We start from the raw sequence: 19,715 nt of genomic DNA, 5'->3' as shown, positions 1-19,715 counted from the left end.
GCCGTCATCGTCCCGCAGGGGAACCGACGTTCTGCCTCGCTTGACTAACCAGCATGCTCACGCACTGTTGAAGCGCTGGATGACAGGTGAGGCCCCTTTTACGAGTTTAGGAGCAACTTCATGCAACTTGGGATTATTGGACTGGGCCGCATGGGCGGCAATATCGCACGGCGTTTGATGCTCGATGGTCACACCACCGTGGTGTACGACCGTGACGAAGCTTCACGCGGCGCCCTGGCCAATGAAGGCGCCACTGCAGCTGCTGATCTGGCCGAGCTGGTCAAGGCGCTCGATGCACCTCGTGCCATCTGGGTCATGCTGCCTGCCGGTGCGCCGACCGAAGACACGATTCAGATGCTGAGTCAGTTGCTCGAACACGATGATGTGATCATCGATGGCGGCAATACCTTCTACAAGGATGACATTCGCCGCGCTCAGGAACTGACTGACAAGGGCCTGCATTATGTGGATGTCGGGACTTCTGGCGGCGTCTGGGGCCTGGAGCGTGGCTATTGCATGATGATCGGGGGCGAGAAGGCCATCGTTGACCGTCTTGACCCACTGTTCGCCACGCTGGCACCCGGTATCGGCGAAATCCCGCGTACCCGTGACCGCAAGTCTGACGACGACCGCGCTGAACATGGTTACATCCACGCAGGCCCGGCAGGCTCCGGCCATTTCGTGAAAATGATCCACAATGGCATCGAGTACGGGATGATGCAGGCCTTTGCAGAGGGCTTCGATCTGCTCAAGCAGAAGAACTCCGAGCACCTGCCGCCCGAGCAGCGCTTCGACCTGAATACCGCCGATATTGCCGAAGTGTGGCGCCGTGGCAGCGTCGTCTCGTCCTGGCTGCTGGACCTCACCGCCGACGCGCTGGCGACCGATCCGCAACTGGACGCTTTCTCCGGCTCGGTAGCCGACAGCGGCGAGGGCCGCTGGACCATCGAGGCCGCCATCGAGCAGGCCGTTCCGGTTCCTGTGCTGTCCAGCGCACTGTTCGCGCGCTTCCGCTCACGCCAGACCAGCTCTTACGCTGACAAAATGCTGTCTGCCATGCGCTTCGGTTTCGGTGGTCACAAGGAACCCAAGTAATGGGCCTGTCACGCGGCACATCCGAGCAAAAGCCTGAAGTTGCACCGCCCACCACGCTGTTCCTGTTCGGAGCGCATGGTGATCTGGTCAAGCGCCTGCTGATGCCAGCGCTCTACAATCTGGCGCGTGACGGTCTGGTGGATCAGGGGTTGCACATTGTCGGCGTCGATCACAATGCGATCAGTGACGCCGATTTTGCCAAGAAACTCGAGAACTTCATTCGCGACGAATCCGCCGCCAAGGTCGCCGAGTCAGGCAAGGATCCGCTTGATCCCGGGTTGTGGGGCAAGCTGGCTGAACGGATCAGCTATGTGCAAGGCGACTTTCTCGATGATTCCACCTACCGCGACATCGAGAGCAAGATCAAAAGCACAGGCTCGGCCAATGCGGTGTTCTACCTCGCCACGGCGCCACGATTCTTCAGCGAAGTGGCGACCCGGCTAGGCTCTTCCGGTTTGTTGAACGAAACCGAGGGTGCGTTCCGGCGGGTGGTGATCGAGAAGCCGTTCGGCTCCGATCTGGCCAGCGCCGTTGAGCTGAACACGTGCCTGCTCAAGGTCATGAGTGAAAAGCAGATCTATCGCATTGACCATTATCTGGGCAAGGAGACGGTGCAGAACATTCTGGTCAGTCGCTTCTCCAATGGGTTGTTCGAGTCGTTCTGGAACAACCACTACATCGACCATGTGCAGATCACCGCTGCTGAAACGGTCGGTGTCGAGACCCGAGGCAGTTTTTACGAAAACACCGGGGCACTGCGCGACATGGTGCCCAATCACTTGTTCCAGTTGCTGGCTATGGTTGCGATGGAGCCGCCAGCGGCTTTTGGCGCCGACGCAGTTCGTGGCGAGAAAGCCAAAGTGGTGGGTGCCATTCGTCCATGGAGCGAGGAGGAGGCGCTGGCCAATTCGGTGCGCGGTCAGTATTCGGCGGGTGAGACGGGTGATCGCAAGGTCGCCGGCTATCGCCAGGAAGATCGCGTGGCCGAGGACAGCACCACCGAAACCTACGTGGCCCTCAAAGTCATGGTCGACAATTGGCGCTGGGTGGGTGTGCCGTTCTACCTGCGTACTGGCAAGCGCATGAGTGCACGCAGCACCGAAATCGCCATCTGTTTCAAGCCTGCACCTTACGCGCAGTTTCGCGACACTGAGGTTGATCGCCTGAAGCCCAATTACCTGCGAATCCAGATCCAGCCTAACGAAGGCATGTGGTTCGACCTGTTCGCCAAGCGTCCCGGGCCGACGCTGGATATGGAAGACATCGAACTGGGCTTTGCCTACAAGGATTTCTTCGAGATGCAGCCGTCGACAGGTTACGAAACCTTGATCTATGACTGCCTGACCGGGGATCAAACGCTGTTCCAGCGTGCTGACAACATTGAAAACGGTTGGCGTGCCGTGCAGCCGTTCCTGGATGCATGGGCCAAAAAACCTGAAGTCACGTTGTATGAAGCCGGACAGGACGGTCCTGCCGTTGCCGATGAATTGCTGGCCCGTGATGGTCGTGAATGGCGAGAACTCAATGTCTGAATTGCCTGCTTGCAAATCCCCTGTGCGCTTTCTGCTTTCCGATATCGATGGCACACTGCTTCGCCCCGATCACAGCCTCAGTCAGGCCACCATTGATGCCGTTCATAGCCTGCAGAAAGCGGGTGTGCATTTCACACTGGCAAGCAGTCGTCCCCCTCGGGCAATGCGTCAGGTGATCGAGGCGCTGGGTGTCGAATTACCCACAGTGTCCTTCAACGGCGGCACGATTACCCACCACGATGGGAGCGTGCTGGCAGCGCATCGCATCGATCCTGCTGCGGTGCGCACCTGTCTCGATCTATTCGCCACGCAAAAGGTTGCCGTCTGGGTGTTTGCCGACGATGAATGGCTGCTGCTCGATCCTCAGGGCGACTACGTAGACCATGAACGCCATGCGTTGGGCTATGAGCCGGTGCTGGTCGACAGCTTTGAGTCGTACCTGGATCGGGTCGACAAGATCGTGGCGGCGAGCAAGGATTTCGAGCTGTTGAAAGGGCTCGAAAGTCGTCTTGTGCCGATGCTTGAAGGCCGCGCCCTGGCTGCACGCTCGCAGCTGTATTACCTGGACGTGACTGCGCTTGAGGCTAACAAGGGCTCGGCGCTTGTTGCGCTCGCCAGGTATCTGAACGTCGATCTTGCCGAGACGGCGGCGATTGGCGACGGCGGCAACGACGTGGCGATGTTCCACAAGGCTGGCCTGTCGATTGCCATGGGGCAGGGCGAAGCCAGCGTGCGCAGCCAGGCCGATCACGTCACGGACAGCAATGTCCAGGATGGCGTTGCCACTGCGATCAGGCGCTACATCCTGCCTCATTGACGGCGGCGCTGCCCTGGAAAGTGACGACTCCGGGCCCGGGCTTGAACTGCGCAACAGGCATTTCGACAGAGAGCATTACGAATGGCCGCACCGATTGAAGATTATGCGTTGCTCGGCAACTGCCAGACCGCTGCCCTTGTGGCGCGGGATGGCTCGCTGGACTGGCTGTGTTTTCCCCGCTTCGATTCGCCCTCATGCTTTTCGGCCTTGCTCGGTGACAGTAACAATGGCCGCTGGAAAATTGCGCCGGCAGCCGACGTTGTATCCGTTGAGCGGCGTTACCGCGACGGTACGCTGACTCTTGAAACCGTGTTCGAAACTCGTACCGGGCGTGCCATGCTGGTCGATTTCATGCCCATGGGCACCGCCGGGCATGTCGTGCGCATGGTGGTCGGGCTGGTCGGCGATGTCGCTTTCGAGATGGACCTGGCCATTCGGTTTGACTACGGCAGCAGCGTGCCCTGGGTCGAGAAGAAAGACCCGCACACCCTGACTGCCGTTGCCGGCCCGGAAATGCTCGTCCTGCGCAGTCCGGTGCCGTTGCTTGCGCAGGATCATCACACCGCCAGTCATTTTCCGGTGCGCGAGGGCGAGTGCAAGGTGTTCACCCTGGCCTGGCAGGCATCCAGCGAGCCGATGCTCCCGGACATCGATGCGCAGCAGGCGCTGGAAGAATCCGAGCGTTACTGGCGTGAATTTTCCGGACGCTGCCCTGATGTCGGTCCCTGGACTGCCCAGGTCAAGCGCTCGCTGATTACCCTCAAGGCTATGACGTATGCACCCACTGGCGGCATTGTCGCGGCGGTCACGACGTCGCTTCCCGAACAATTGGGCGGCGAGCGCAACTGGGATTACCGCTACTGCTGGTTGCGCGATGCGACCATGACTCTGCTGGCGTTCATGAATCTTGGGTACTTCGAGGAGGCTACGGCTTGGCGCGACTGGCTGTTGCGCTCGGTCGCAGGTAATCCCGAGCAGATCCAGATTATGTATGGCGTGGGCGGCGAGCGTCGTTTGTCAGAGTCCGAGCTGCCGTGGCTCAGTGGCTATGAAGGCTCCCGGCCGGTGCGCGTCGGTAATGGCGCGGCGACCCAGGTGCAGCTCGACGTCTATGGCGAAGTGGCCGATGCGATGATTCAGGCGCTGAAGGGCGGCATGCCCAGGCATCCACGCAGCGTGGCGATCTCCAAGGTGGTCATGCCGTTCCTGGAGAAGGTGTGGCACCTTCCAGATGCTGGAATCTGGGAGATTCGCTCGCAGCCACGACATTTTACTCATTCCAAGGTCATGGCCTGGGTCTCTTTCGACCGGAACGCCATGCAGATTGCCGAGGCGGCTGAATCGGACGAAGACCGCGCGCTGGCACGGCACTACCGCGAGGTCGCCGATGAGATCCATGCCGATGTCTGTCGCAACGGCTTCGATGCACGACTCAACAGCTTCGTGCAGACCTACGGGGCGGAAGAAGTGGACGCCAGTCTGCTGCAGATTGTCCTCACCGGCTTCCTGCCACCCGAGGACCCACGCGTCATAGGTACGGTCGCCCAGATCGAGCGCACCCTCATGCGCGACGGGTTGCTGTTACGTTACAACGCAGAGCGAAGTGTCGATGGCGTTTCAGGGAGTGAAGGCACGTTTCTGGTCTGCTCGTTCTGGCTGGCCGATGCCTACGTGTTGTTGGGGCGGGCGGAGGAGGCGGCTGCGCTGTTCGCCAGACTTGGTGATCTGTGCAATGACGTGGGTTTGCTGGCAGAGCAATATGATCCGCGTGAGGGGCGGATGCTGGGGAACTTTCCTCAGGCGTTCAGCCACATAGGCATCATCAATACCGCGTTGAATCTGCATCGGGTTGTCTGTCCGGCTGCGGTCCGTAGCTCGGGCAATCTCGATGGCCTGTGACTCGTCACTATCAGCCTGCTTTGCGAAACGTCAGGTTGATGCGTTGCGGGCCCATGACCGGATGTTCGGCGGGCTTGAGAGGCAGGATGCCATGAAAGCGAAGGCGGTCCTCGCCTCCCCAGACGACAACGTCGCCATGAAACAGTGAAATGCGTGCGGGCTTGTCGCTGCGCAGCAAGCCGCCGAACTGAAATGTGGCGGGAATGCCCAGCGACACGGATACCACGGGCCAGCGATGGTCCTGTTCGTCCTTGTCCTGATGCAGCGACATTTTCGCACCGGCGACGTAGCGGTTTATCAGGCAGGCGTCTGGCTCGAAGTCAGCAAAACCTGCGACCGTTGACGCTGTCTGCGCCAGTTCGACGAATACATCTGGCATTGCTGGCCAGGGTTTTCCGGTATTCGGGTCTCTGTCGCCGTAGCGATAACCTTGCCGGTCGGTGATCCAGCCCAGTTGGCCGCAACTGCTCAGGGCTGCCGACATGATGTGGCCGCCCGGTGTGGTCATGCGCCTGAACGGCGCCTGAGACAGGGTGTCGCGCAGGGCAGGTATCAATCGATTCATGAAGGGCAGGGCCAGGCCTCTCAGCAACCAGGACTGTGGGCCTATCTGTTCATGAGCCGCTGGCTGGGGCGCTTCGTCGGCAAACAGATCGAAGGTAGCGTTTGGGTCGCCCTTGCGTTGCATGATCGAATCCAACACCTGCTAGTGTCTTAGAGGGCCTTGCTGACCTTGACGTCGCTGATCTGGTCATCGCCCTGGCCGTGCATTTTTTCCAGTGCAGTGCGCGCTTCTTCAACCGATGCCGATTGAAGTTGTGCGAATTCGAAGCGGCGTTCGCCATTGAGCTTGTAGCTGACGGCGTACTTGGTGGTCCTTACGGGGGAAGTGCTCATGTTGACTCCTTGTATCAGCGCAGGCGAGAGGTCGAGCGGCGGACGATCTTGATCGAATGCGTGAACGGCAGTTTACGCCCGGCGTTGGTGTCGGTCTTGCGCGCAGCGGTGTCGATTGTGATGTTCCAGAAACCGGTGCTCGGTGCGGCAATCTTGGCAGGGAAGGTGTCGAACGCGCCGCCGTGGTAAGTGTGTCGGCCGCCATTTTTGAAGCTGCGAAAGTTCGCGTCGTTCATCAGCCGAATATTGCAGATCTGCGAGCATTCAATGACGACCAGATCGTCTTCGTTGAGATGCTCACGCTGGTGTACGAATTTCATGGGGCACTCCGGAAAATGGCTTTTTCTGAAAAATCAAAACGATAGCATGCGGCGCCCTTCATTTGCCGCCGACCGTTCGTTAATTGCAATCTTTTGCATAAATAATGACGTGTTCGGGATCTAATCGGGCCACGGCTTGTCGTAGCACCTTTATTTGGAGGGATTGTATGAAACTGGCTGTGGTAATCCTGGCTCTGGCGATGACTGGTTGCGCAACCGTCAACGACATCGAACATACGCCTGCCACCATGAGTGTGATCTCGGGCAAGAATCCGCAGGAGTACGCTGACTGTTTCATCGAGAAGATCAGCAGCAGTCGTGCGCAACCTTCAGTGGAGCGCCGCCATGATGGGCTGCGTTTGATCGTGGCGCAGAAATTGAGCAAATCGCCAACGGCGGTGCTGGATATTGAAAACCGTTCTGGAGGCAGCTCGATCAAGGTTTATGAGCGCCTGGCCAACGTGCCGATTCGTTTTCGCGACGTTCAGCACGCTGCGGAAGCCTGCATTTCGGGGTGATCGAATTCCCGGTCTTTCAGCGGCCCTGCGCATGAACGGCAGGGCCCGGCTTTACTTGCAAACGACCAGAACGCTGCGGCTCTTGTAGTTGCCGACATCGACGCCCAGGGTTTTTTCGCTCTCGGCGGGCTGGGGAGTGCCGTCAGTGCCGACGATTTCGTAACCGGTTCCGGCGCAGGAAGCGTCAGCCTTTTCATAACAGGCAGCCCAGGACATCGCTTCGCCCGAGCAGTCGATGCTCAGGCCTTGTTTGCCGTTCTTCAGGTAGGTGTTGGAGGCGGTTGCGCAGCCAGCGAGGCCCAGCACAGCAATAATGCACAAAAGTCTGATCATGTCGTTCGCTTCAAGAGGGGCAAATGGATTACGGGTGCAGCAGGTTGGACTGATGGCGCGTGCCATCGTTCCGCCATGTTTTAAGGATAAATGTCGTGGACGTTGGTGTGCCAGGTATGTAAAAGCAGTGCCGGGTGTTCGCAATATACTCGTTTGTGCGGAACTATCTGTTCGTCTATACCTCTACCATGACATCCTGTGGCCCGTGGCGGGGCATTGTAAGGTGCCCGCCGCCTGATTAGACTGCGCCGTTAACACCAACAGCCCTTATCAAGGACTTTTATGATCAAGAAATGCTTGTTCCCAGCAGCCGGTTACGGCACTCGCTTTTTGCCAGCGACCAAGGCCATGCCCAAGGAAATGCTGCCGGTGGTCAACAAGCCACTGATCCAATACGGTGTTGAAGAAGCCCTCGCGGCTGGCCTGAGCCAGATTTCCATCGTGACCGGCCGCGGTAAGCGCGCGCTGGAAGACCACTTCGATATCAGCTACGAGCTCGAGCACCAGATCAAGGGCACCGACAAAGAAAAATACCTGGTCGGCATTCGCAAGCTGATCGACGAGTGCAGCTTCTCCTACACCCGTCAGACTGAAATGAAAGGCCTGGGCCATGCCATCCTCAGCGGTCGCCCTCTGATCGGTAACGAGGCCTTTGCCGTGGTGCTGGCGGATGACCTGTGCGTTAACCTGGATGGTGACGGTGTGCTGGCTCAGATGGTCAAGCTGCACAAGCATTATGGCTGCTCGATCGTCGCGATCCAGGAAGTCGATCCGCAGGAAACCAACAAGTACGGTGTTATTGCGGGTGAAGAGATCAAGCCTGGCCTGTTCCGTGTCACTGACATGGTCGAGAAGCCAAAGCCTGAAGATGCGCCTTCCAACCTCGCGATCATCGGTCGTTACATCCTGACGCCGGACATCTTCGAAAAAATCGAGCAGACCGAGCCGGGCAAGGGTGGCGAGATCCAGATCACCGACGCGCTGATGAAGCAGGCCAAAGAAGGTAATGTTCTGGCCTATAAGTTTGATGGTAAGCGTTTCGACTGCGGTGGCGCCGAAGGTTACATCGAAGCGACCAACTTCTGCTTCGAGCACTTCTACAAGACAGGCAAGGCTTACTGATTCATTGCCCGTCCGCGTATCAAGTCAAGGCCACCTTCGGGTGGCTTTGTCATTTCTGACTGACCGCCAAGCGGTTATGCTGTGCCTCTGCTAAGGAGACATTGATGGCTTACGATTTCGATCTGTTTGTAATTGGCGCGGGTTCCGGTGGCGTACGTGCCGCCCGTTTTGCCGCCGGGTTCGGCGCAAAGGTTGCGGTTGCCGAGAGCCGTTATCTGGGTGGGACCTGTGTCAACGTCGGGTGTGTGCCCAAGAAATTGATGGTGTACAGCTCGCATTTTTCCGAAGACTTCGAGCACGCCAAGGGCTTTGGCTGGTCGGTGGGTGAGCCGAGTTTCGACTGGCCGACGCTCATCGCCAACAAGGACCGCGAGATCAATCGCCTTAACGGCATCTATCGCAAGTTGCTGGTCGACAGCGGCGTCACGCTGCTCGAAGGGCACGCGAAGATCGTGGGCACGCAGAAGGTCGAAATCAACGGTCAGACCTACAGCGCCGAGCGTATTTTGATCGCGACGGGCGGCTGGCCGCAGATTCCTGACGTGCCTGGGCGTGAGCATGCGATTTCGTCGAACGAAGCCTTCTTTCTCAAAGAGCTGCCCAAGCGCATTGTCGTAGTGGGTGGCGGTTACATTGCCGTCGAGTTCGCCTCCATCTTCAACGGTCTGGGTGCTGACACGACGCTGGTTTACCGGGGCGAGCTGTTCCTGCGCGGATTTGACGGCAGTGTGCGCAAGCATCTGCATGAAGAATTGCTCAAGCGTCACATGGGCATCCGCTTCAATAGCGATATTTCGCGTATCGACAAGCAGTCCGATGGCAGCCTGCTGTTGGCGATGAAAAGCGGTGAGACGCTGGAAACCGATTGTGTGTTTTACGCGACCGGTCGCCGCCCGATGCTCGACAACCTCGGGCTGGAAAGCGTTGACGTCAAGCTCGATAAACACGGCTATATTGAAGTCGACGAACACTACCAGAGCAGCGAGCCGTCCATTCTGGCGATTGGCGATGTCATTGGCGGCGTGCAACTGACACCGGTGGCGCTGGCTGAAGGCATGGCGCTGGCTCGACGTCTGTTCAAGCCTGAACAATATCGTCCAGTGGACTACAACCATATTCCAACGGCGGTTTTCAGTCTGCCGAACATTGGTACGGTGGGCCTCACAGAGGAGGCGGCCATCGAAGCCGGGCATGAGGTGCAGATCTTCGAAAGCCGTTTCCGGCCGATGAAGCTGACGCTGACCGATGATCAGGAGCGCACCCTGATGAAGCTGGTTGTCGATGCGAAGACTGATCGCGTTCTGGGCTGCCATATGGTGGGGCCTGACGCCGGTGAAATCGTGCAGAGCCTGGCAATCGCCATCAAGGCCGGTGCTACCAAGCAGGTGTTCGACGACACCATCGGTGTGCACCCGACAGCGGCTGAAGAGTTCGTCACCATGCGCACACCGGTTCAGCGATAACAGGCGAGGCCCGGGACTCAGGATGAGTCCCGAGGTATATAAGGTTGAAAAGGACGGACCCCGACAGTGGACAAGGAAAGACCGAAGGTCGTCATGCCTTTGCATTCGGCCGATCAGGGACACGCTGCAACGCAGCAGATCGACAGGCTTCGCGAGAGCGAACGCCAATTCAGAACGCTGGCCGACAACATGAGTCAGCTGGCGTGGACGGCCAATCCTCAGGGCCGGGTCCAGTGGTACAACGAGCGTTGGTATGCCTATACCGGTGCTTCGCTGGAGTCCATGCGTGCGCTGGGCTGGCGCTCAGTGCTCGACCCTGAGCATCGGGAGCGGGTGGCCGCACGACTGCAGCATTGTTTTGCGACCGGTTCGATCTGGGAAGACACCTTTCCGATCAAGTCCCGCGATGGGGCGTTCAACTGGTTTCTCTCTCGCGCCTTGCCGATGCGCGACGAGCAGGGTCACATCACGCATTGGTTGGGCACTCACACGGACATTACTGCTCAGGTTCGCGCCGAGGAGGCCTTGCGCGAACTCAATGAAAGTCTGGAGTTGCGCGTCGCCGAACGTACTCATGAACTGGCAGCGGCCAATCAGTTGCTGCAGGTGCAGATCAATGAGCGGGCGCAGGCTGAAGAGGTGTTGCGCCATGCGCAGAAGATGGATGCTGTTGGTCAACTGACCGGAGGCATCGCTCACGACTTCAACAACATGCTGACCGGTGTGCTCGGAGCGCTGGATCTGATTCAGCGCAGGGCCGCCGAAGGACGCCTCGATGATGTTGAGCGTTATGTGGGCGCGGCCATCGCGTCCGCCAATCGCGCTGGGGCGCTCACTCAGCGATTGCTGACCTTCGCCAGGCGTCAGGCCCTCAATACCTGCGCTGTAGACGTCAATCATATGGTCCGCTCGATGCAGGAATTGCTGCAAGGTACGGTGTCGGCCCGGACCTTTCTGCACATTGAGCTGGCTGAGGCGTTGAGTCAGGTCTGGACGGACGAGCATCAATTGGAGAATGCCTTGTTGAATCTGGTGATCAATGCGCGCGATGCCATGCCGGATGGTGGGCGACTGCAGGTGTTGACCCGGGCTGTGACCGTCGCTGCGCCACAGCGTACGTTGACGCCGGGAGACTACGTCCTGCTCAGTGTCGAGGATGATGGCTGTGGTATCAGTCAGCGTGTGATTGATCAGGTGTTCGATCCGTTCTTCACTACCAAGCCTGTCGGCCAGGGGACTGGGCTGGGGCTTTCGATGGTCTACGGCTTCATCAAGCAGACAGGTGGGCATGTGCAGATCGAGAGCGTCGAGGGGCAGGGGACTCGGGTCGATCTGTACCTGCCCTGCAAGGTTGATCGGCACAACTGAGCGGCCAGGGCTGTTCCTGCGTCAAGGCGTGCCTGGCTTCTTGCGCGATGGCCTGGCTTTGGGTGTGGGCTCAGTGGAGGACTGCAGTGACTCCAGCGCGGTCTCTTTCTTGATCAGCAGCAGTTCCACCATCCGGTTCTGCTGCTGCGCATCTTTCAGGCTCTGTCTGAGGTCGACGTTGTCGTCGTGCAGGCTTCGCAGTTTTTCTTCCAGCAGAGCGCACTGCGTCTGAGCGTGCTGATGCTCTTTGGCTGATGCTGCGGCTTGGCTGCTGACCTTTTCGGTCAGGTCCTTTTGGCTGTTCAATTCGCGTTGCGTGCTGCGCGCCTCGACCAGCAGTCGTTCGTTGTCGCGGTTCAACTGGGTGATGTCTTCCTGGCGGATGCTCAGGCTTTGCTGCGCCTGGCGCAGTTCCATCTGCAGTTGCTGTACCTGACCTTCATGGCGCTGCTGCTCCTGCTCGCGTTGTTCGCGGATCGAGTTGCGATAGTGCTCAAGCGCGTCACGTGCGTGCTGGTGTTTTTCTTCAAGAGAGTGGATCTGCGCCTGCTTGTCCAACAGGCGGGACTCCTGGTCTGAGTTGGCCTGCGTCAGTCGAGTGTTTTCGTTGCGTAAGACTTGCAGTGCTTCCTGCAGATCCAGCAGGGCGGTGGCTTGTCGTTCCAGCGTCTGATCCTTCTGCTGGATGTGCTCGTTCAGGCCGTCCATTTTTTGCTGCGCCGTCGATAGAGCTTCCTGAATGGCTTTGCATTTTGTGTCGTGATCCAGGCACAGCTGGTCGATGCGTTCCTGAGCCTGTTCTTGCAGACGTTGCGCAAGGTTGGCCACCAGGCCGGTCAGCTCTTCGTTGATGTCTGGCGTGGGCGCATGGGTGATCTCAAGTTCCTTGAGGTAACGGTGGATAGTGGTTTTGGACCCTGTGTTGCCCATTTCGATACGTACTGCATCAATGCTGGGGTTTTCCCCGCGAGCAAGCAGGGCAGCCCTTGCCTTGAGCACCAATGCCTTGTTAACGCCACCCCTTGCCATGTTTGCTCCTACGATTTCGTACTGTGGTATGTACCCTGTAATTACATACTATATTGGCTGTTTGATTTCGTCATTATTTGAATTTTATCGCACGGGATATTGGCGTATTATCCCGTGTCAGACGCGTCCCTCGCGTTTTTGGGCCTCCATTCGGTACATCCACTCAGGTTTTGCACATGAATGACGTCGATCGCTACCTTGAGGCGGCGACCCGAGACAACACCCGACGCAGCTACCGAGCGGCCGTTGAGCACTTCGAAGTCACGTGGGGCGGGTTTCTGCCCGCCACCAGCGAAAGCGTGGCGCGCTACCTGGCGTGCTATGCGGGACAGTTGTCGGTCAATACCCTGAAATCGCGCTTGTCAGGGTTGGCTCAATGGCATTCCAGCCAGGGTTTCGCTGATCCGACCCGCGCACCGGTGGTGCGCAAGGTGCTCAAAGGTATTCGCGCCCTGCACCCCGCACAGGAGAAACAGGCAGAGCCGCTGCAACTGCTCGACCTGGAGCGCGTGGTCGCCAGGCTCAACGCCGAAGCACTGGAAGCGCAGGCGCGTGGCGATCAGCCGGGTGTCTTGCGTTGCCGTCGTGATGCGGCGCTGATTCTGCTCGGCTTCTGGCGTGGGTTTCGCAGCGACGAGCTGTGTCGCCTGCAGGTTCAAGACGTCAAGGCCATCGCCGGGGCGGGGATCAGCCTTTATCTGCCGCGCAGCAAAAGTGATCGGGACAACGCGGGCAGGACTTATCAAACCCCTGCGCTGCAACGGCTGTGTCCGGTCCAGGCCTATATCGACTGGGTCAACTGCGCGGCACTGGTGCGCGGGCCGGTGTTTCGGGGCGTGGATCGCTGGGGAAATCTGAGCGAGGAGGGGCTGCACGCCAACAGTGTCATTCCCTTGTTGCGTCACGCGCTCGCCCGCGCAGGCATTGCGGCCGAACCTTACACCAGTCACTCGCTGCGCCGTGGTTTCGCCAGTTGGGCGCACCACAACGGATGGGATCTCAAGTCATTGATGGCGTACGTGGGCTGGAGGGACATGAAGTCCGCGATGCGTTACATTGACGCCGCGCCGTTTCAGAGCGCTTTCGAAGGCGGGGGCGATATGAAGGTTTCTTCTATTGATAAGCCGCTTCCATAGCGAAAAGCAATCAGTGACATGAGGTTTGCCAATGAGCCTTTGTCATCGATCCTGCGTAAGCTTCACTTCATCGAATTCACAACCCATCAGGAGATATACCGATGCCTATCATCAACAGCCAGGTAAAACCGTTCAAGGCAACTGCTTACAAGAACGGCTCTTTCGTTGACGTTTCGGATGCTGACTTCAAAGGCAAATGGTCTGTCGTATTCTTCTATCCGGCTGACTTCACCTTCGTTTGCCCGACCGAACTGGAAGACCTGGCTGACAACTACGCTGAATTCCAGAAGCTGGGCGTTGAAATCTACAGCGTTTCGACTGACACCCACTTCGCCCACGCTGCATGGCACAACACTTCGCCTGCAATCGGCAAAATCCAGTACACCATGATCGGCGACCCGACTCTGACCATCTCGCGCAACTTCGACGTGCTGATCGAAGAAGCCGGTCTGGCTGACCGCGGTACTTTCGTGATCAACCCTGAAGGTCAGATCAAAATCGTTGAACTGAACGATGGCGGCGTAGGCCGTGACGCTTCCGAGCTGCTGCGCAAAATCAAGGCTGCTCAGTACGTTGCTGCTCACCCGGGCGAAGTCTGCCCTGCCAAATGGAAAGAAGGCGAGGCCACTCTGGCTCCGTCTCTGGACCTGGTCGGCAAGATCTGAGTCGTATGAATCGGCTAGGGGCGTTGAGCTCTTGAGCAAGTAAACAGCATCGCCCCAAAAAACGCCCGGGCGGTCATCGCCTGGGCGTTGTTATTTCTACCCTCTGAAAATTTGTCGAAGGAAGCTGCCACATGTTGGACGCCAATCTTAAAGCCCAGTTGAAATCTTACCTGGAGCGGGTCACTCGCCCCATCGAGATCGTCGCGTCCCTTGATGACGGCGCGAAGTCTCAGGAAATGCTTGCACTGCTCAATGACGTGATCAGTGTTTCCAAAGACGTCACCTTGAATGACAGCGGATCGGATGCACGTACGCCATCGTTCTCGCTGAACAGCCCTGGCCACGATATCAGCCTGCGTTTCGCCGGTATCCCCATGGGGCACGAATTCACCTCGCTGGTCCTGGCGTTGCTGCAAGTTGGCGGCTACCCACCCAAGGTCAGCGCGGAAACCATCGAGCAGGTTCGCAATCTTCAAGGCGAATTCAAGTTCGAAACCTATTTTTCGCAGTCCTGCCAGAACTGCCCGGACGTCGTCCAGGCCCTTAACCTGATGGCAGTACTGAACCCCAACATCCAGCACATCGCCATCGACGGCGCGCTGTTTCAGGACGAAGTGACTGATCGCAAGATCATGTCGGTGCCCAGCATCTACCTGAATGGTGAACTGTTCGGCCAGGGCCGCATGGGTCTGGAAGAGATTCTGGCGAAGATCGACACCGGTGCCGGTGCGCGTCAGGCCGACAAGCTCAATGCCAAAGAGGCATTCGACGTTCTGGTGGTGGGCGGCGGACCTGCAGGTTCGGCAGCGGCTGTTTATGCAGCACGCAAAGGCATTCGTACCGGCGTTGCCGCCGAACGCTTTGGCGGTCAGGTGCTCGATACCATGGCCATCGAGAACTTCATCTCGGTACAACACACCGAGGGCCCGAAGCTTGCGGTAGCGCTTGAAGAGCACGTCAAGCAATACGAAGTCGACATCATGAACCTGCAACGCGCCGACAAGCTGATCCCTGGCGCGGCCGGTGAGCTGCATGAAGTGAAATTCGCCAGCGGCGCAAGCCTGAAGGCCAAGACCCTGATTCTGGCGACCGGTGCACGCTGGAGGGAGATGGGCGTTCCAGGCGAGCAGCAATACCGTAACAAGGGCGTGGCTTACTGCCCGCACTGTGACGGCCCGCTGTTCAAAGGCAAGCGCGTTGCAGTGATCGGCGGTGGTAACTCGGGCGTTGAAGCGGCTATCGACCTGGCGGGTATTGTGTCTCACGTGACGCTGCTGGAGTTCGACGTTCAATTGCGTGCCGACGCGGTACTGCAGCGCAAGTTGCACAGCCTGCCTAACGTAACGGTCATTACCAGTGCGCAAACCACTGAAGTGACCGGTGATGAGCAGAAGGTCAACGGCCTGCGCTACAAGAATCGCGTAAGCGGTGAAGAAATCACTGTGCCGCTTGAAGGTATCTTCGTGCAGATCGGTCTGCTGCCTAACAGCGAATGGCTCAAAGGCTCCATCGAGCTGTCGCCACGCGGCGAGATCGTGGTCGATGCGCGCGGTGAAACCTCGATACCGGGCATTTTCGCGGCCGGTGACGTGACTGTGACGCCGTACAAGCAGATCATCATCGCGCTGGGCGAGGGTGCCAAGGCCTCGTTGAGCGCCTTCGATCACCTGATCCGCACGTCCGCGCCAGCCTGACAGGCAGCCGCCAAACTAAAAGCCCCCGGAGACTCGCGTCGCCGGGGGCTTTTTTGTTCGTCGCGAGTTTACAGCGGCGTTGGCTGGATGATCTCTACCCAGTAGCCATCCGGGTCCTTGATGAACGCCAGGCTGTTCATGCGGCCGTCAGACAGGCGTTTCTGGAACTTGACGCCCAGGCTCTCGAAGCGTTCGCACGCAGCGACCACATCCGGTACCGACACACAGATGTGACCAAAGCCGCGCGGGTCGCTATTGCCATCGTGATACACGGCTGAGGGGTCATTCTCGGTGCCGTGGTTGTGGGTCAGTTCCAGAATGCCCGGAATCGACTTCATCCACTCGCTGCGGGCCTTGTCGTCGGTCGGAATCAGTTTCTTGTCCGTCAGGGCCAGAAAATACAGGCTGAACTCGGCTTCCGGGAAATCGCGTTTCTCAACCAGGCTAAACCCCAGAACACGAGTATAGAAGTCCAGAGAGGCCGTGATGTCCTTGACGCGCAGCATGGTGTGATTGAACACGAACTGCTGGGTAGCGGCTTCAGGTTCTGCTGTCACGCCAGGGAAGGAATTGAGGTCTTGCAGGCTCATGAATTGTCTCCAGCCAGTGTGTGAATAGTGCCAAATGATACGGAGTGGGGCAGCGTGTGCCAAACCTGTGTGTCGATAAAAGCCGGGGCCCTCTTGCTAGCGGCTAACGACAGGCTCAGAATTTCCGGCTAACCGCTCTGATGGCCATGATCATGATTCTTTCGCTCTGCCGACCTTCGCTCCTCAGCTTGTGCCTGCTTGCGGCTGCCACTGGTGCTCATGCCGATGCGGTGATCATGTGGCCAGCGGGTTGGGAAGTGGAGTCGTTACCCGCTACGACGGATGCTCCCGCTCAACCCTCCGTGCAGGTCAGACAGCGAGCGGTCAAAAACGATCAACTGGGTAATCCGCTGATGGTCATGGAATTGACCCAGACGCGGCTCGCTCCCGGTCACGAAGTCAATGTGCAGGGCGTCTTGCTGGAAATGCGCAAATCAATTCAGGTCAACTTCGCCCGAAGCGGTTTTCAGAGTGTCTGCACGCATGTGCGCAGCGGGCAGCTCAGTGTCGTTCCTGCGCTGGAAACCACCTGCACCGTCACCCAGAACGGCGTGCATGTCATGACTCAAACGCTGGTGGCGGCGGCCAGCAAGGACACGGCCTGGTCATTGTCCTATGCGGGATCGGCGCAGGGCTATGCGGACAACAAGGCGGAGGCGCTGCACATTCGCGAGGGGCTCCAGCTTGACGGAGGGGAGTGAGGGGCTTTTCTGCGGGCAAAAAGAAGCCCGCCGAGGCGGGCATGGGGCGCTATTCCTTTAGCGGTCTTCATCATGGAAGACCGCATGTGAAAAAAGTGTGAACCTCTTTGCGTCCTTTCATCGGGTCTGGCTCCAGGCGCCCGCCCGTATGGGCCTGAGGGCGAATATCTTCACGTTGAGTAATTATTCTAAGTGTTTAAACCTGAAGAAGAGCTGAACATAAACTTGAATTTTTCAAGTTGTAACTGTGAGCTGAATCGCATGCCTGAACGAAAAATTATTGGCGTCATTATTTTTTCGGTGTAAATAATCTGACACGTCCTGTATGTACCGTGCAGTTCATTTAAGCAGGTAGATGCCGGTCAGGGAGAGTAGCGCCAAAGTGTACGCCTTGGCAGCGATACTCTTTGCCCCGTTTCGCGACTAGTAACTGATCGCCCGGCGGGCAATAAAAAGCCCTGCGGTGGCAGGGCTTCGAGTGACATAGTTGTGATCAGGCACGCAGCCATGAATCAACAGTGTCCGCACCGTATTGCTCTTTCCAGGCTTTAAGGCCGCGGTGATTGCCGCCCTTGGTTTCAATCAGTTCACCGGTGTGCGGGTTCTGATAAACCTTGACGATACGTGCACGGCGGCGCTTGGGGCCAGCCGGTGCAACCAGCGATGTAGAGCTGGCAGGGTCGAGGATCGCGATGATGTCGCGCAGGCTCTTGCCATAGCTACCCATGAGGTCCTGGAGCTTTTGCTCGAATTCAATCTCCTTTTTCAGCCCGGCGTCATTCTTCAAGGCTTCCAGCTGTGCCAGCTGCTCTTGAAGGGCTTTTTCTGCTGCTCGAAACTCGGCAAGTCTGGACAAATAACACACTCCGACAATGTCATGGCTGTTGCCAGCCCAATAAAACGATAAGACAAAACTGTTTGGCTGATCCGTTCGTTTGATACCTGCCCATTACCCACGTGTTCAATGCTGAAAACTAAGCCATCCGGTCTGGCAGGGTCGCAGATAAGGGGTAGTTAAACTCGATCGCCCGTAAATGATGCACCTTTTTTTCCGGTTAGAAAACAGTCTTCTTGAAATTGCTTAAATCACCGGTCGTTGTTCAGTTGAGTGTTGCAGACACAGGCAGTGTTATCGAGCGCCGCGACGTGTAAGTTATTTCTGATAATAGACGCCGCATTCCGGCGCGCAACGTTGCGTTGAGTACCGTGAAAAAAGAAACGTCCTACAGACAAATACGGCGGCGTGCGTGAAGTGTATGAATGGACTCAAAGCGCCGGGGCGACAGGGCTTCAGCGATGCGGGGGATGGCCTTTTGCCCTGGCGCTTTTGCGCGTCGCTCAGAGTCCTTGCTGCAGTGCGGGGTCGTCCGGGTTCTGCTGTTCAAGCTCGGCAAGCAGGACCTGGACGTTCTGCAATTGCCCGTTTTCTTTCCAGTACTGGATGAGCAATACACGTGCCTTGCGATTGGCGGGGTCGTTCTGAACAATTTGTGCCAATTGTTTCTGCGCAGCTTCCAACTGGTCAAGGTCGTGCAGCGCTGCTGCCAGGTCATAGCGATAGTCGCTGTTCTCAGGGCTCAGTTCCGACGCCTTGGCCAGGCTCAGCAGGGCGTATTCGGCCTGGTCATGGAGCAGTAACCACATTCCCAGCGCGTGCTGCAGCATCGAGGAGTCGGGATGTCGCTCCAACAGCCTGGCAAAAAGACTGCGCGCCTGTTCGGCCTGACCTTTTTTATCCAGCAGTTCTATATGGGCCAAGGCAGCTTCGATGTTATCCGGGTCCAGATCCGTGGCGCGTTGCAAAGCGGTTACAGCAGGTTCCAGATCACCTGTCTGCAAATAAAGTCGGGCAAGCTGCAACTGGTTCTGCGCAGTGGGTGGCTGGCTTTTGAGGGATTCCTGGAAAGCTTCTGCGCTTTGTTGCAGGACGGCGAAGTACAGTCCCAGCTCGTCGGGTGATAAACCCAGCAAGGCGCGGGTGGCTGCGAACCGCACGGATTGTTCTCGATCTTCCAGCAATGGACCGAGTAACAAACTGCGCTGACTGCTGGACACCAGCCTGACACTGGCTGCAATGGCGGCCTCGCGTACGGGGGCGGAGTCGTGCCCCAGTGCAGCATCCAGTAACTTCAGGGCCTGAGGGCTGGGGTAGTTGCTCAGTTCGGCCAGCAAGGCTATGCGGTGCGCATCAGACAGATCCGTACGCGCCAGTTGCTGATACAGCACTCGGGCCGCACCGGGCTTGCCATTGTGAGCCTGGTCCAGCGCCTGGGCGTAGGTATGACTCAGATTGGCAGGAGTGGCGGGTGCTGGCGTGCTGCGCCACCACCAGAAGCTGATCGAGAGCGTCAACACGACCAGCGCAATCGCGACGCCTGTCAGCCAGCGACGACGGGTAGCGGATTGAGGCGAGAAGCCCTTTGAAGGCAGATTGGGCATACCGATATCCAATGCTTGACGGCTTGCAGCTTCGGGGAGTGCCTGTCCGCTGTCAAACCTTACGCGTCAAAAAGCTCGATCAACAGGCGTAAAAAAC

The 19,715-nt window shown here is 58.1% G+C and carries 19 protein-coding genes and 1 pseudogene; 12 read left to right on the top strand and 8 right to left on the bottom strand.

Going from position 1 to position 19,715, the window contains the following annotated elements; genetic code table 11:
* Window positions 1–120: 120 nt before the first annotated feature.
* The 4 genes from gnd to BUB69_RS04335 all read left to right on the top strand — a co-directional run bounded on the left by gnd (window position 121) and on the right by BUB69_RS04335 (window position 5,343).
* Window positions 121–1,095 carry a phosphogluconate dehydrogenase (NAD(+)-dependent, decarboxylating) gene (gnd, locus tag BUB69_RS04350; RefSeq protein WP_073162723.1) on the top strand — a complete coding sequence of 325 codons (975 nt, stop codon included), beginning with the start codon at window positions 121–123 and terminating at the stop codon, window positions 1,093–1,095.
* Window positions 1,095–2,627 carry a glucose-6-phosphate dehydrogenase gene (gene zwf / locus BUB69_RS04345; protein WP_073162721.1) on the top strand — a complete coding sequence of 511 codons (1,533 nt, stop codon included), beginning with the start codon at window positions 1,095–1,097 and terminating at the stop codon, window positions 2,625–2,627. The genes gnd and zwf overlap by 1 nt, the downstream gene beginning before the upstream one ends.
* The gene (locus BUB69_RS04340) at window positions 2,620–3,444 is read left to right on the top strand and encodes a Cof-type HAD-IIB family hydrolase (RefSeq protein WP_073162719.1); all 825 of its coding nucleotides are present in this window, start codon (window positions 2,620–2,622) and stop codon (window positions 3,442–3,444) included. Before zwf ends, BUB69_RS04340 begins: the two co-directional genes overlap by 8 nt.
* A gap of 81 nt (window positions 3,445–3,525) precedes the next feature.
* Window positions 3,526–5,343 carry a glycoside hydrolase family 15 protein gene (locus BUB69_RS04335; RefSeq protein ID WP_073162717.1) on the top strand — a complete coding sequence of 606 codons (1,818 nt, stop codon included), beginning with the start codon at window positions 3,526–3,528 and terminating at the stop codon, window positions 5,341–5,343.
* 10 nt (window positions 5,344–5,353) lie between these two features.
* Here BUB69_RS04335 and alkB read toward each other — a convergent pair whose 3' ends face one another.
* Genes alkB through BUB69_RS04320 form a run of 3 tightly spaced genes read right to left on the bottom strand, consistent with a single transcriptional unit; the run spans window position 5,354 to window position 6,560 of the window.
* A complete protein-coding gene (alkB, locus tag BUB69_RS04330; RefSeq protein WP_073162715.1) occupies window positions 5,354–6,031 on the bottom strand; it encodes a DNA oxidative demethylase AlkB in 678 nt (225 codons plus the stop codon).
* Between the two features lie 26 nt (window positions 6,032–6,057).
* The gene (locus tag BUB69_RS04325; RefSeq protein WP_073162712.1) at window positions 6,058–6,240 is read right to left on the bottom strand and encodes a hypothetical protein; all 183 of its coding nucleotides are present in this window, start codon (window positions 6,238–6,240) and stop codon (window positions 6,058–6,060) included.
* 14 nt (window positions 6,241–6,254) lie between these two features.
* Window positions 6,255–6,560: a DUF1883 domain-containing protein gene (locus tag BUB69_RS04320; RefSeq protein WP_073162710.1), complete on the bottom strand. Its 306-nt coding sequence runs from the start codon at window positions 6,558–6,560 to the stop codon at window positions 6,255–6,257.
* 167 nt (window positions 6,561–6,727) lie between these two features.
* Between BUB69_RS04320 and BUB69_RS04315 the strand changes: the two genes are divergently transcribed.
* A complete protein-coding gene (locus BUB69_RS04315) occupies window positions 6,728–7,078 on the top strand; it encodes a hypothetical protein (protein WP_073162708.1) in 351 nt (116 codons plus the stop codon).
* Between the two features lie 51 nt (window positions 7,079–7,129).
* Here BUB69_RS04315 and BUB69_RS04310 read toward each other — a convergent pair whose 3' ends face one another.
* Window positions 7,130–7,411 (bottom strand): hypothetical protein, encoded by a 282-nt coding sequence (locus BUB69_RS04310; RefSeq protein WP_073162706.1) that lies wholly within the window; start codon window positions 7,409–7,411, stop codon window positions 7,130–7,132.
* A gap of 282 nt (window positions 7,412–7,693) precedes the next feature.
* Between BUB69_RS04310 and galU the strand changes: the two genes are divergently transcribed.
* From galU to BUB69_RS04295, 3 genes are all read left to right on the top strand, one after another.
* Window positions 7,694–8,533: a UTP--glucose-1-phosphate uridylyltransferase GalU gene (galU, locus tag BUB69_RS04305; RefSeq protein WP_073162704.1), complete on the top strand. Its 840-nt coding sequence runs from the start codon at window positions 7,694–7,696 to the stop codon at window positions 8,531–8,533.
* 104 nt (window positions 8,534–8,637) lie between these two features.
* Entirely contained in the window at window positions 8,638–9,996 is a 1,359-nt protein-coding gene (gorA, locus tag BUB69_RS04300; RefSeq protein WP_073162701.1) for a glutathione-disulfide reductase, read from the top strand.
* A gap of 93 nt (window positions 9,997–10,089) precedes the next feature.
* On the top strand, window positions 10,090–11,364 hold the full coding sequence (locus BUB69_RS04295; protein WP_073162699.1) for a hybrid sensor histidine kinase/response regulator: 1,275 nt from the start codon (window positions 10,090–10,092) through the stop codon (window positions 11,362–11,364).
* Between the two features lie 21 nt (window positions 11,365–11,385).
* On the opposite strand, the gene BUB69_RS04290 is transcribed toward BUB69_RS04295, so the two are convergent.
* On the bottom strand, window positions 11,386–12,393 hold the full coding sequence (locus BUB69_RS04290) for a DNA-binding protein (protein WP_073162697.1): 1,008 nt from the start codon (window positions 12,391–12,393) through the stop codon (window positions 11,386–11,388).
* Between the two features lie 176 nt (window positions 12,394–12,569).
* Here BUB69_RS04290 and BUB69_RS04285 point away from each other — a divergent pair, with 176 nt between their 5' ends.
* The 3 genes from BUB69_RS04285 (at window position 12,570) to ahpF (ending at window position 15,888) form a co-directional block, all read left to right on the top strand.
* A complete protein-coding gene (locus BUB69_RS04285) occupies window positions 12,570–13,529 on the top strand; it encodes a site-specific integrase (protein ID WP_073162695.1) in 960 nt (319 codons plus the stop codon).
* Window positions 13,530–13,630: 101 nt separating this feature from the next.
* Window positions 13,631–14,194 carry an alkyl hydroperoxide reductase subunit C gene (gene ahpC / locus BUB69_RS04280; protein WP_024687933.1) on the top strand — a complete coding sequence of 188 codons (564 nt, stop codon included), beginning with the start codon at window positions 13,631–13,633 and terminating at the stop codon, window positions 14,192–14,194.
* Window positions 14,195–14,325: 131 nt separating this feature from the next.
* Window positions 14,326–15,888: an alkyl hydroperoxide reductase subunit F gene (gene ahpF, locus BUB69_RS04275; protein WP_073162693.1), complete on the top strand. Its 1,563-nt coding sequence runs from the start codon at window positions 14,326–14,328 to the stop codon at window positions 15,886–15,888.
* A 68-nt stretch (window positions 15,889–15,956) separates the two neighbouring features.
* Here the strand turns inward: ahpF and gloA are convergent, their stop codons facing one another.
* Complete coding sequence (gene gloA / locus BUB69_RS04270; RefSeq protein ID WP_073162691.1) at window positions 15,957–16,478, bottom strand: lactoylglutathione lyase; 522 nt, start codon at window positions 16,476–16,478, stop codon at window positions 15,957–15,959.
* A 75-nt stretch (window positions 16,479–16,553) separates the two neighbouring features.
* Here gloA and BUB69_RS04265 point away from each other — a divergent pair.
* Window positions 16,554–17,179, top strand: a pseudogene (locus BUB69_RS04265) (DUF4946 domain-containing protein).
* Window positions 17,180–17,672: 493 nt separating this feature from the next.
* On the opposite strand, the gene BUB69_RS04260 reads toward BUB69_RS04265, so the two are convergent.
* Both BUB69_RS04260 and BUB69_RS04255 read right to left on the bottom strand, forming a co-directional pair.
* Window positions 17,673–18,035 carry a histone-like nucleoid-structuring protein, MvaT/MvaU family gene (locus BUB69_RS04260; RefSeq protein ID WP_073162689.1) on the bottom strand — a complete coding sequence of 121 codons (363 nt, stop codon included), beginning with the start codon at window positions 18,033–18,035 and terminating at the stop codon, window positions 17,673–17,675.
* A 482-nt stretch (window positions 18,036–18,517) separates the two neighbouring features.
* Window positions 18,518–19,618 (bottom strand): tetratricopeptide repeat protein, encoded by a 1,101-nt coding sequence (locus BUB69_RS04255; protein WP_073162688.1) that lies wholly within the window; start codon window positions 19,616–19,618, stop codon window positions 18,518–18,520.
* Between the last annotated feature and the right edge of the window lie 97 nt (window positions 19,619–19,715).

This window comes from Pseudomonas asturiensis (genome assembly GCF_900143095.1).
Classification (GTDB): domain Bacteria; phylum Pseudomonadota; class Gammaproteobacteria; order Pseudomonadales; family Pseudomonadaceae; genus Aquipseudomonas; species Aquipseudomonas asturiensis.
This window is presented reverse-complemented; position numbering and strand designations above follow the sequence as displayed.